Consider the following 12,382-nt stretch of genomic DNA (forward strand, 5'->3'; position numbering starts at 1 on the left):
GCGCAAGCGACTCGAACGGCCGGCCATCGAAGCCAGCTGCGTCCTGCCCGGATTCGGGCTCGGGCTGCGCCGAGGCCGCATACGCGGACTGGTAAGCCGCGATGGACCGCGACGGCGCCGCGTAACCGCCTTGCGGCATGACCTGCGGCGCGGGCTGCGCGCGGTCGCCCGGCGCGGCATAGGGCGATGCGGCGGGCTGTCGTTCCTGTGCCTGCTGCGCGGCCGCGGACGCCGCGCGCGGCGGCGTCTGGGCGGGCTCGTCGTCGAACGCGCCGTCCATCGTCGCCAGCACCTCGATGCCGCCGTCGACACTGCGGTTCGACACGATCAACGCGTCCGGCCCCAGCACCTGGCGCACCTGGCGCATCACGTCACGGCTGTTTGCCCCAAAGAAGCGGCTGATCTTCATTGCCCGTTGCTCCCGCCGATCAGCGCCGTCACGCGGACGATGCGCTCATCGGGAATTTCCGTATTCGACAACACGCCCAGCTGCGGCAGATGGTGCCGCAGGAAGCGCGACAGCGGCGCGCGCAGCACCGGCGACACCAGCAGCACCGGCGCATTGCCCTGCGATTCCTGGCGCTCGACCGCCGCCTGCGCCTCGCGCAGCAGCGTATCGGCCAGCCCCGGCTCCAGGCCGCCGCTGGTCGTCATGGCCTGCGACAGCACGCGCTCGAGCTTCACATCCAGCCCGATGACGCGCAATTCTCCTTCGCCCGGGAACCACTGCTGCGTGATGGCGCGGCCCAGCGCACGGCGGGTCAGCGCGATCAGTTCGTTGATATCGGGCTGGCCGCCCGAGCCGGCCGCCAGCGCCGCCAGGCGCGGGCCGTGCTCGGACAGCGTATCGATGATGGTGCGCATGTCGCGGATCGGCACTTCTTCCGACAGCAGGCCCTGCAGCACCTTTTGCAGCGCGGTGAGCGACAGCGTCTTCGGAACCAGGTCCTCGACCAGCTTGGGCGCGTCGCGGCCGATGCGATCCAGCAACTGCTGGACTTCCTGGCGGCCCAGCAGGTTCGAGCCGTGGCGGTGCATCAGGTGGTTCAGGTGCGTGGCGACCACCGTGCCTGCGTCCACCACCGTGTAGCCCGCCACCTGCGCCTGGTCGCGCAGCGCGCTGTCGATCCACAGCGCCGGCAGGCCGAAGGCCGGATCGGTGGTGGGCGTGCCCTTGATCTGCATCGTCACGCCGCCCGGATCGATGGCCAGCCACTGGCCGGGCATCGCGACGCCGCTGCCCACTTCCACGCCGGACAGGAGGATGCGGTAGTCGTTCGGCTTGAGCTCCAGGTTGTCGCGGATGTGCACGACCGGCGGCAGGAAGCCCACGTCCTGCGCGAACTTCTTGCGCAGGCTGCGGATGCGATGCAGGAGTTCGCCGTTCTGGGCGTGGTCCACCAGGGGAATCAGCCGGTAGCCCACTTCCAGGCCCAGCTGGTCCACCATGGACACGTCCTCCCAGCTTGCCTCGGCGGCGGCGGCCTGCGCCTGGGTGATCGCCTGCGGCGGGATCTCCTCGGCGGCCACGGCCGCGGCCTGCCTGCGCTTGTACAGCGCCCAGCCGCCCCATGCCAGCGCGCCGGCCAGCGTCAGGAAGGCGATGTGCGGCATGTTGGGGATCAGGCCCATGATGCCGATGATGCCGGCGGTCAGGAACAGCACGCTCGGATTGGAGAACAGCTGGCTGATGATCTGCTGGCCGATGTCCTGGTCGGTGGACACGCGCGACACGACCACGCCGGCGGCGGTGGAGATCACCAGCGCCGGGATCTGGGCAACCAGGCCGTCGCCGATGGTCAGCAGCGTGTAGACGCGCGCCGAATCGCCCATCGACATGTCGTGCTGGGCCACGCCCACGATCAGGCCGCCGATGATGTTGATGGCCATGATCAGCAGGCCGGCGATGGCGTCGCCGCGCACGAATTTGCTGGCGCCGTCCATCGAGCCGAAGAAGTCCGATTCCTGTGAAACCTCGGCGCGGCGCTTGCGCGCTTCGTCTTCGCCGATCAGGCCGGCGTTCAGGTCGGCGTCGATCGCCATCTGCTTGCCGGGCATGGCATCCAGGGTGAAACGCGCCCCGACTTCCGCGATACGGCCCGCACCCTTGGTGATGACGATGAAGTTGATGATGGTCAGGATGATGAAGACGATGATCCCGACGGCGAAGTTCCCGCCCACCAGGAAGTGCCCGAAGGCCTCGATCACCTTGCCCGCGGCGTCGGGGCCGGTGTGGCCGTGCAGCAGCACCACCCGGGTGGACGCGACGTTCAGCGACAGGCGCAGCAGCGTGGCGAACAGCAGCACGGCCGGAAACGCGGCGAAGTCCAGCGGCTTGCGCGTGAACATGGCCACCAGCAGGATCATCACGGACAACGCGATGTTGAAGGTGAACAGCAGGTCCAGCAGGAACGTGGGCAGGGGCAGCACCATCATGCCCAGCACCATCACGATCAGGATGGGACCCGCCAGCAGCCGCGCGTGCGTGGCGCCGTTACTCTTCAACATGGTGAGCAGTGCGCTCATTCCTTAAACTCCTTGTGCTGCGGTTTTTGCCTGCGGGTCCAGTGCGGCTGGCACGTTCAGTTTGGTGGGCGCCGTCGGTTCGACCCCCCATCCCGAGCGCCAGGAACGCAGCTGGAATACCCATGCCAGCACTTCCGCCACCGCGGTATACAGCTCGGCCGGGATTTCTTGTCCCAGCTCGACGTGTTGATGCAATGCGCGCGCCAGGGGCGGCGCCTCCAATGTGGGAATCCGGTTCTCGGCGGCCAGCTCGCGGATCTTGGCGGCGATCAGGCCCGTGCCCTTGGCCAGCACCCGCGGCGCCCCGCCCTTCGATTCTTCGTACTTCAGCGCCACCGCATAGTGCGTGGGGTTCGTCACCACGACATCGGCCTTCGGGACCTCGGACATCATGCGGCGCCGCGCCGCCTGGCGCTGCTGCTGCCGGATGCGGGCCTTCACGTGCGGATCGCCTTCGCTTTCCTTGTGTTCCTGGCGCACGTCTTCCTTGGACATGCGCAGCTTCTTCAGGTGGCTCCAGATCTGCCAGGGCACGTCCAGCATGACGATGATCAGCAGCGAGGCCACGATGAAGGCGCAGCACATCGCCACCAGCGACAGGGCCTTGGTCAGCGCCGCCGAGGGCGCCACGTGCATCAGGCTCAGCATATCGTCGTGATAGCGCCAGATGACCCAGACCGCCACGCCGCCCACCAGCGCGGCCTTGGCCAGCGCCTTGATCAGCTCCACCACCGTCTGCGACGAGAACATGCGCTTGAGGCCGGCAAGCGGGCTGAGCTTGGAGAAATTGGGCTGCAGGGGCTTGCCCGAAATGACCAGGCCGCCCAGCACCACGCTGGACAGCACGGCGACCACCGCCAGCAGGCCGAAGATCGGCAGGAGCACCATCAGGGCGTGGCCGAAGCCGTTGACCGCCTGCTCGACCATGACGCCCGGATCGTTGGTGACGCGCTGGTCGAACGCCAGGCCATTGCGCAGCACCCCGCTCAGCCCCTGGTAGAGCGAACCCCCGCCGGCCCAGATCGCCGCGACACCGACAGCCAGCATCATGAACGTGCCCAGTTCCCGGGAACGCGCAATCTGCCCCTCCTCGCGCGCCTTTTCCAGGCGCCTGGGAGAGGCGGCTTCGGTTTTTTCGAGGTCGCTTTCTTCGGACATGCTCTGCGGGGTTTCGCGGCTTGCGGATATTGGGATTGCAAGCCGCCCGCCGAGATTCTAGGAGGCGCCGGGCTTTGGCGATATGCCAAGAAACGGGGGGAAAGCGGCGCTATTCCCGGATGCGCGGCCGCCTCCCGTCGGGCCGGGTTCCGCGCCGCCCGCGCGCGGGCCCCGTCAGCCCGCCGCCGGCGCCGCGCGGCGGCCGGCAACCTCCGGTTCCTGGAGGGACTGGAAGCGCGCGTAGTCCAGCCCGATCCGGACCGCGCCCCAGTGTTCCGCCCCCAAATAAATGGGGATGGAGATGTCGTTGACGATCTCGCCGGTGTCGCGCGAATACGTCTGGAACAGCATCGTCCCGGTATTGGCGGCCAGCCTCGCGCCCACGGGATCGTCGAAGATGCGCTTGTTGCGCACCCTGGCGATATCCACCTTCGGATCGCCGGTGGGCGCATGGGAAAACCGGCTGTTGTGAGCCGGCGCGTAGCCGCGGTTGTCCACCAGGATGGTGTAGATGGCGCCCGGCACGGCGTCGAGCACGCTGTCGAGCAGGCGCGTCAGGGCCTCGTCGATGCCGCGGTCATAGGCGGTGTGGTAGCGCGCCGGTTCGCTGCCGGGTATGCGCTGGTAGTGGCGGTCGAAGACGTCCAGGCCCCGACGCCTGGCGTCGTGCAGCAGTCCCTGGGCCGCATCCGCGAAGGCCTCCAGCGCGTCGGACAGGCTGTCGAAGGCCGTATCGCCCGTGCGCATGTCCGCCAGCACCTCCTGCACGCTCTCGGTCTGGCGGCGGATGCGGTCGATCTCGCTGGACATGCTGCCGACGCGCTCGAGCACGTCGGCGCTCAGCGCCGCGATGCGGCCGACCTCCTGGCTCATGCCATGGTTGGTGGCGTCGACCTCGCCAATCGCCTGGACCACGTCGCCCACCTGGCGGTTCATGCTTTCAAAATCGCGCACGAAGCGCTCGAAGCCGCCGCAGGTGCGGTCCAGCACCGCGCCCGAGGCATCGACGTCCTCGCGCAGCGTGCCCGTCTGGCGCTGGGTCGTGTCCACCAGCCCCAGCATCTCGGTGGTGTGGCGGCCGATATCGCCGGTGGCGGTATTGACGCGCTCGGCAAGCCGGCCGACCTCGCTGGCGACCACCGCGAAGCCGCGCCCCGCGTCCCCTGCCCTGGCCGCCTCGACGCCCGCGTTCAGCGCAAGCAGCTGCGTCTGCAACGCGATGTCCTTGATGACCTTGCTGATGTCGCCCACCGATCGCGCGCGCGTCGCGAGCTGCCCGACGACCTCGGTGAACGCCGCCATCTCGCGCGTCATGCGGTCGACGCGCGCCTTGACCTCGGACAGCTCGGCCAGCGCCCGCTGGGCCGCATGCAGGTTCTGGCCCGACACGTCGGCGATCTCGCGCGCATGGGTGGAGGTGGATGCGGAAAGGTCGGCGATCTGCGCGCCGCTGGCCGCCAGGGCGTCGGCCGCGCGCGCCTGTTCGCGCGCCAGCAGCGAGCACCGGCCGGCCTGGAATTGCGTTCGCGCCGCGTTGAGCGCGATTTCGATGCTGGATTGCCGCACGGTCATGACACGCGTGCGGATCTGCCCGAGAAAGCGGTACAGCGGCCAGGCGGCCGGACTTAAGGACAGGGCGCGGTCCGACAGCATCGCGTCGCCGCGGTTGAGCCGGCGCAACAACCCCCACATGCCGCCCAGGCGGAATACGGATCTGGCCAAGATGAACCTCCTTTCCCTGGCCCGGATTGCCTGCTTCGGGCATCCATGGCCTGGCGCGCAGGGCGCGCCTTGTCTCGTGCTGCGAGGCCCCGATTATTGTTGGCAGGAAGTCTATCGGCCGGGCGGCGTTTGCGCCCTTAGGGAATACGTCATGAGACGGTGGCCGGACGGCGGGGACGGCGGTCGGCGTCCGAGATCCGCAGCGCAGCGGGTCGGGATGGGTCGGTGTCTGACACCCTTGGAGCAGCCCGGCCGCATGAAGGCCGTCTCACACGGGTGTCAGACACGTGGACAGAGAGCGCGGGCCCGGCAACCGCACACAAAAACTCGGCGCCAGGCGTCTCGCGTCGTCAGAAGCCCAGGCTCGCCAGCAGGTCGTCGACCTGGTCCTGGCTGGTGACCACGTCGGTCTTGCCCTGCGGGCTGATCTGCGGGCCGTTGAGCAGGCTGTTGGCTTCGTCGCGGCGCTCTTGCGGCACGTTGTCCAGCAGCACCTGCAGCAGCTCGCGTTCGATCGCGCCCACCACGTCCATCATGCGCATGATGACCTGGCCCGTCAGGTCCTGGAAGTCCTGCGCCATGATGATTTCCATCAGCTTGGACTGGGTCTGCTGGGTCTGCTTGGGCACGTCGGCGAGGAACGCGCGCGTGTCCTTCACCAGTTCCCGCGCCTCGGGCAATTCCAGCGGCTGGTCGTACCACTGCTGCCAGCGGCCATCCAGCGCCTGGGCCGAACGCGCCATGCCGTCCTGGATGGGGCCGGCCTGCTCGGTCGCGTTGAGCACGCGGTTGGCCGCCTGCTCCGTCATCTGCGCCACGTAGCGCAGGCGGTCGCGGGCGTCGGGGATGGCGTTGGCCGCGTCCTTGATCGCCTGGTCCAGGCCCAGCTCGCGCATGCTGTCGCGCAGCATGCGCGTCAGCGACGCGATGCGGTGGATCAAATCGGGCGATTCCGCCGGGTCAACAGTTTCCGTTGAGCTCATCGCGCACCTCAGCCGGCAATTTTCTCGAAGATCTTGGTCAGCTTTTCTTCCAGCGTTGCCGCCGTGAAGGGCTTGACCACGTAACCGTTGGCGCCGGCCTGGGCGGCGGCAACGATGTTTTCCTTCTTGGCTTCGGCCGTCACCATCAGCACCGGCAGCGAGGCCAGCGACGCATCGGCGCGGATCTGCTTGAGCATCTCCAGGCCATCCAGGTTGGGCATGTTCCAGTCGGACACCACGAACTGGAAGCCGCCATTGCGCAGCTTCTCCAGGCCAATGGCGCCGTCCTCGGCCTCATCCACGTTCTCGAAACCCAGCTCCTTGAGCAGGTTGCGGATGATCCGCCGCATGGTGGGGAAGTCATCCACCACCAGAATCTTCAGGCCCTTGTCTACCATCTTTAACTCCAGAAAAAATTTGCTTGAGACCGATCGTGCGACTTGTCCGCGTCAGACGCGGTGTCCACGGTCGCCCAGGCGAGTCAGAATGCGTTCGCTCATCGCCGACAACGGCACCACTTCAGATGCAGCCCCGATGGCGATGGCCTCGCGGGGCATGCCAAAGACCACGCAGCTGGCCTCGTCCTGCGCAATCGTATGTGCGCCCGCCCGGTGCATGGCGAGCATGCCGGCGGCGCCATCCTTGCCCATCCCGGTCAGGATGACGCCGATGGCGTTCTTGCCCGCCGCGACGGCTGCGGAGTTGAACAGCACGTCCACCGACGGACGATGGCGATTGACGGGTTCGCTGGCTTCCAGCTCGATCACATAGTTGGCGCCGCTGCGGCCCAGCCGCATGTGCGTGTCGCCGCCCGGCGCCAGGTACACGTGGCCCGGCAGGACGCGGTCGCCGTGGACGGCCTCGCGCACGGTCACGGCGCACAGCGCGTCCAGGCGCTGCGCGAACGACCGCGTGAATCCGGCGGGCATGTGCTGCGTGATCAGGATTGCCGGGCTGTCCGGCGGCAGAGGCTGCAGGACTTCTCGGATTGCCTCGGTGCCGCCCGTGGACGCGCCCACGATGACCAGCTTTTCCGAGCTGGACAGCGGACGGCGCAGCATGGGTGCCGGCGCGGCCTGCGCGGCATGGGGGGTCGGCGCGCGCAGCTTGGCCCGCGACGCTGCCCGGATCTTGTCCGCGATGAGTTCCGTGTATTCGAGCAGGCCGTCGCGGATCCCCAGCTTGGGCTTGGTCACGAAGTCGATCGCACCGAGTTCGAGCGCGCGCAGGGTGATTTCACCGCCGCGTTCGGTCAGCGACGACACCATCACCACCGGCATGGGACGCAGGCGCATCAGCTTTTCCAGGAAATCCAGCCCGTCCATGCGGGGCATTTCCACATCCAGCGTCAGTACGTCGGGGTTGTGGCGCTTGATCAGGTCGCGCGCCACCAGCGGATCCGGAGCGGTCGCAACCACTTCCATGTCCGGCTGGCTGTTGATGATCTCCGTCATCAAGCCCCGCACGAGCGCGGAGTCATCCACACACAAAACGCTAATTTTCTTCATCTTGATTTGCTGCCCTGGCCCGTTCAGGCCTTATTTGCGCATTCGTAGACCGTCTGCCCGCGCAGACGAAAATCCCGGCTGATATAGGTGAAGTTCTCGGAGTGGCCCGCGAACAGCAGGCCGCCCGGCTTCATCAGCGGCACGAACCGTTCCAGGATCTTCGCCTGAGTGGGCTTGTCGAAATAGATCATGATGTTGCGGCAGAAGATCACATCGAACTTCTCGGTGATCCCCCACGACGGCGACAGCAGGTTGAGGGTCTCGTACCGCACCATCTCCGCGATTTCCGGACGCACCCTCACCTGCCCCTCGTTGGCGCCACGGCCCTTGAGGAAAAAGCGGCGCAGGCGCTCCGGCTCCATTTTGGCGACGCGCTCGTTCGGGTAGACCCCGGTGCGCGCGCGGTTCAGCACGCTGGTGTCGATGTCCGTCGCCAGCACCGACGATGCCGACGCGCGCGGGCCCAGCGCTTCCGTCAGCGTGATCGCGATGGAATACGGCTCTTCGCCCGTGGACGCGGCGCAGCACCAGACCGACAGCGGGCCGCGCTTCTTGGCGAAGTCGGCCAGGATCGGGAAGTGGTGCGATTCACGGAAGAACGCGGTCAGGTTGGTCGTGAGCGCGTTGATGAAGTCTTCCCACTCCGCCGCGTCGGGTTCATTCTCCAGCTGGTCCAGATAGCTGCCGAAGTCTTGCCCACCCAGGGCGCGCAGGCGCCGCGCCAGGCGGCTGTAGACCATCTCGCGCTTGTGCGTGCCCAGCGAAATGCCGGCGCGCGCATGGATCATCTTCCGGACGCGGGAAAAATCCGCGTCCCGGAAATCAAACTGGCGGTCCACCGAAATGGACGGGGCCGTATTCGCCGCAGTTGCCACTCGTATCCTCAGCGTCCCAGTGCCGGCGCGTCGGGCGCGTGCAGCCTGGCATCGTCATAGGAGGCGTGCACCGAAGACAGCCGGTGGGCCGGCACTTCGATGACTTCGCCCGTATTGATCTTGAACACGGCCACCGCTTCGGCCAGGCGCTGCGCCTGCTCCTGCAGCGAGCCGGCGGCGGCCGCGGCCTCTTCCACCAGCGCCGCGTTCTGCTGCGTCACTTCGTCCATCTGCGACACCGCGCGGTTCACCTGGTCGATGCCGCTCGATTGCTCTTCGGAAGCCGCCGAGATCTCGCCCATGATGTCCGTCACGCGCTTGACCGACGCCACGATCTCCTGCATCGTCGCGCCCGCCCGTTCAACCTGCTGCGAACCGGCGCCCACCTTGGTCACCGAGTCCTCGATCAGGCCCTTGATTTCCTTGGCCGCCTGCGCGCTGCGCTGCGCCAGCGAGCGCACTTCGCCCGCTACCACCGCAAAGCCCTTGCCCTGCTCGCCCGCGCGCGCAGCTTCCACCGCGGCGTTCAGCGCCAGGATGTTCGTCTGGAACGCGATGCCGTCGATCACCGACACGATCTCGGAGATCTTGCGCGAGCTGGCCGAAATGCCTTCCATGGTGCTGACCACTTCCGACACCGCCGCGCCGCCGCGCTCGGCCACATCCGACGCGCTGGCCGCCAGCTGGTTGGCCTGGCGCGCGTTGTCGGCGTTCTGCTTGACGGTCGAAGCCAGTTCTTCCATCGAGGCCGCGGTTTCCTCGAGCGAGGCCGCCTGCTGCTCCGTCCGGCTGGACAGGTCGGTGTTGCCGGCCGCGATCTCATGCGACCCGACGTTGATTTCGTCGACGCCGCGGCGCACGGACGACACCGTGCGGGTCAGGCTTTCCTGCATGCGCTTGAGCGCCGCGAAGAGCTGGCCGATTTCGTTGGTGTTGCTGACTTCCACGCGGGCGGTCAGGTCGCCGCCGGCGATCCGGTCAAAGTGGTGACCGGCTTCCTTCAGCGGCTGCAGCACGCGGCGGCGCAGGAAGACGTAGGTGGCGAAGACCAGCAGCGCGGCGATCACGCCGCCGGCGCTCACCGCCATCAGCACGAACTGGTAGCGCACCTGGGCGACCTCGTGCGCATCCAGCATCTTGCTGGCGCGCCAGAAGTCGAAACCTTCGACGGCCCGTGCAAAACGGCCTTCCAGCGCATCCTGCACCATCTGGATGTGCGTCTGGTAGCCCGGCATGTCGGCCTTTTCCAGCGCGGCCACCAGCGGAGCCACGCCCTGCTGCGCAAGGGTGGCGTAGGAATCCTCGATTTCCTTGAGCGCTTCCGCCGCTTCGGGCGGACGCGGCAAGGTCTTGAAGTAATCGAACTCGGCCTGGCCCTTGTTGAGCGACGCCTTGGCGCGCTCGAGCAGGCCGGCCGCTTCGCTCGACAGTCCCTGCGAAATCAGGGTGGGCTGGCCGACGCTGCGGACGATGTCCGCATAGTTGGCCGAGGCCGCGCGGCCCAGGCCGTTCAGGGTGTCCTTGTAGCTTGACACGACGCGGCCAACGGCATCGTCCAGTTCCTGCGATTGCTTGATTTCGGCCAACGTCCCATTGCTGATGCGCAGAGACAGCACGCCCAGCGCCGCTCCGATCACCAACATGAATGAGAAGAACGCCAGCACCCACAAAAGGCTGCTGCGTATCGTCATGTTCGCGAAAAACTTGCGTATCACAAGAACCACCCCTTGACTGCAATCGTTAAAGGAAAGCGCCACATCGCAATCAATATGGCGCCTCTACCCCGCATTCCGGCCGGACTCCGATCAGGAGGCGACCTTCTCCACCAACGCCATTTCGTCGCTGGTCATCATCTTTTCAATGTCCACCAGGATCAGCATCCGCTCGTCCACGGTGCCCAGCCCCGTCAGGTACTCGGTCGACAGGGTGGCGCCGAATTCGGGCGCGGGACGGATCTGGCCGGAATTGAGCATCAGCACATCCGACACGCCATCGACCACGATGCCCACGACGCGGCGGTCGAGGTTGAGGATGATGACGACGGTCTGCTCGTTGTAGTCGACGCGGCCCAGGTTGAACTTGATGCGCAGGTCGACGATCGGCACGATGATGCCGCGCAGGTTCGTCACGCCCTTGATGAAGGGCGGAACATTCGCGATGCGGGTGACCGTGTCGGCGTCGTAGCCGCGGATCTCCTGCACCTTCAGGATGTCGATGCCGTATTCCTCGTCGCCCAGCGTGAAGACCAGGAATTCGCTGCCGACATCTTCATTGCGCGCGGCTTGCGCTTGCGGTTTGGCTGCCATGATTTTTAGTGCTCCATCAATTCAGAACGGCTTCGGGCTGCGACCAGCGTTCCCGGTTGGCGCGCGCGAGCGCAAATACGTCGACAATCAAGGCCACGCTGCCATCGCCCAGGATGGTGGCGGCGGAAATGCCCGGGACCTTACGGTAATTCGATTCCAGGTTCTTCACCACGACCTGGTGCTGGCCGATCAGGTGATCGACGAGCAGCGCAAAGCGCCGGTCCTCGGCCTGCATGATCACGGCGATCGCCTGCGTGGGATCGGTCTGGGCGCCGCCCACCGAAAACACGCGGTGCATCTCCACCAGCGGCAGGTATTCGCCGCGCACATGCATCACGCGCTCGTTGCCGGCCACGGAATAGATCTGGTCGTTGGTGGGCTGCAGCGACTCGGTAACGTGGTTCAGCGGCAGGATGAAGGTTTCCTCGCCCACGCGCACCGACATGCCGTCCAGGATCGCCAGGGTCAGCGGCAGCACGATGCGGGTCGTGGTGCCGTTGCCCGGCTCGCACGACAGCTGCACGTGGCCGCCCATGTCCTGGATGTTCCGGCGCACGACGTCCATGCCGACGCCGCGGCCGGAAATGTCCGTGACCTTCTCGGCGGTGGAGAAACCCGGCGCGAAAATCAGTTGCCAGATCTCGTCGTCGGGCGAATTCTCGTTGACGGCCAGGCCCTGGGCCATGGCCTTCTTCAGGATCTTTTCGCGGTTCAGGCCGCCACCGTCGTCGCTGACCTCGATCACGATGTTGCCGCCGTTGTGCTGCGCGGACAGCACCAGCTGGCCAACCGGGTCCTTGCCCGCGGCGATGCGCTTTTCGGGCGTCTCGATGCCGTGGTCCAGGCTGTTGCGCACCAGGTGGGTCAGCGGATCGATGATGCGCTCGATCAGGCTCTTGTCCAGTTCGGTCGCGCGGCCGTAGGTCTGCAGTTCGATCTGCTTGCCCATCTTGCCGGCGATGTCGCGCACCAGGCGCGGGAAGCGGCTGAACACGTAGTCCATCGGCATCATGCGGATGGACATGACCGCTTCCTGGAGGTCGCGGGCGTTGCGCTCGAGCTGCTCCATGCCGTTCAGCAGGCGGTCGTGCAGCACCGGATCCAGCGTGGAGGCGGTCTGCGCCAGCATGGCTTGCGTGATGACCAGTTCGCCCACCAGGTTGATCACCTGGTCGACTTTTTCCACGCCGACGCGAATCGAGGTGGATTCCTTGTCCGCATGGGCGGCGGCGGCGGCGGCCGGGCGGGCAGCCGCGCGGGCAGCCGGGGCGCCGGTTTCGGCAGCGGGCGCTTCAGGCGCCGCC

The 12,382-nt window shown here is 66.8% G+C and carries 10 protein-coding genes and 1 pseudogene; all 11 read right to left on the bottom strand.

What is annotated here, in order from left to right:
• Positions 1–409: pseudogene (locus ABE485_RS30205) on the bottom strand (flagellar biosynthesis protein FlhF); the annotation flags it as partial.
• The gene (gene flhA / locus ABE485_RS30210; RefSeq protein WP_346518939.1) at positions 406–2,526 is read right to left on the bottom strand and encodes a flagellar biosynthesis protein FlhA; all 2,121 of its coding nucleotides are present in this window, start codon (positions 2,524–2,526) and stop codon (positions 406–408) included. The pseudogene ABE485_RS30205 and the gene flhA, both read right to left, overlap by 4 nt.
• 3 nt (positions 2,527–2,529) lie before the next feature.
• Positions 2,530–3,684: a flagellar biosynthesis protein FlhB gene (gene flhB, locus ABE485_RS30215; RefSeq protein ID WP_346518940.1), complete on the bottom strand. Its 1,155-nt coding sequence runs from the start codon at positions 3,682–3,684 to the stop codon at positions 2,530–2,532.
• A gap of 174 nt (positions 3,685–3,858) precedes the next feature.
• Positions 3,859–5,406, bottom strand: a complete 1,548-nt coding sequence (locus ABE485_RS30220) for a methyl-accepting chemotaxis protein (RefSeq protein WP_430795485.1) — start codon at positions 5,404–5,406, stop codon at positions 3,859–3,861.
• Positions 5,407–5,756: 350 nt separating this feature from the next.
• Positions 5,757–6,389 (bottom strand): protein phosphatase CheZ, encoded by a 633-nt coding sequence (cheZ, locus tag ABE485_RS30225; protein WP_346518941.1) that lies wholly within the window; start codon positions 6,387–6,389, stop codon positions 5,757–5,759.
• 8 nt (positions 6,390–6,397) lie between these two features.
• Positions 6,398–6,787, bottom strand: coding sequence for a chemotaxis response regulator CheY (cheY, locus tag ABE485_RS30230; RefSeq protein WP_008159684.1), 390 nt, complete (start codon positions 6,785–6,787; stop codon positions 6,398–6,400).
• A gap of 51 nt (positions 6,788–6,838) precedes the next feature.
• A complete protein-coding gene (locus tag ABE485_RS30235) occupies positions 6,839–7,897 on the bottom strand; it encodes a protein-glutamate methylesterase/protein-glutamine glutaminase (RefSeq protein ID WP_346518942.1) in 1,059 nt (352 codons plus the stop codon).
• A 23-nt stretch (positions 7,898–7,920) separates the two neighbouring features.
• Positions 7,921–8,772, bottom strand: coding sequence for a CheR family methyltransferase (locus ABE485_RS30240; RefSeq protein WP_346518943.1), 852 nt, complete (start codon positions 8,770–8,772; stop codon positions 7,921–7,923).
• A gap of 8 nt (positions 8,773–8,780) precedes the next feature.
• Complete coding sequence (locus ABE485_RS30245) at positions 8,781–10,484, bottom strand: methyl-accepting chemotaxis protein (protein ID WP_346518946.1); 1,704 nt, start codon at positions 10,482–10,484, stop codon at positions 8,781–8,783.
• Between the two features lie 93 nt (positions 10,485–10,577).
• Positions 10,578–11,078: a chemotaxis protein CheW gene (gene cheW / locus ABE485_RS30250; protein WP_054456661.1), complete on the bottom strand. Its 501-nt coding sequence runs from the start codon at positions 11,076–11,078 to the stop codon at positions 10,578–10,580.
• A 16-nt stretch (positions 11,079–11,094) separates the two neighbouring features.
• A partial coding sequence (locus ABE485_RS30255) for a chemotaxis protein CheW (RefSeq protein WP_346518944.1) occupies positions 11,095–12,382 on the bottom strand: 1,288 nt, incomplete at its 5' end.

The organism is Achromobacter spanius, assembly GCF_039673305.1.
Classification (GTDB): domain Bacteria; phylum Pseudomonadota; class Gammaproteobacteria; order Burkholderiales; family Burkholderiaceae_B; genus Achromobacter; species Achromobacter spanius_F.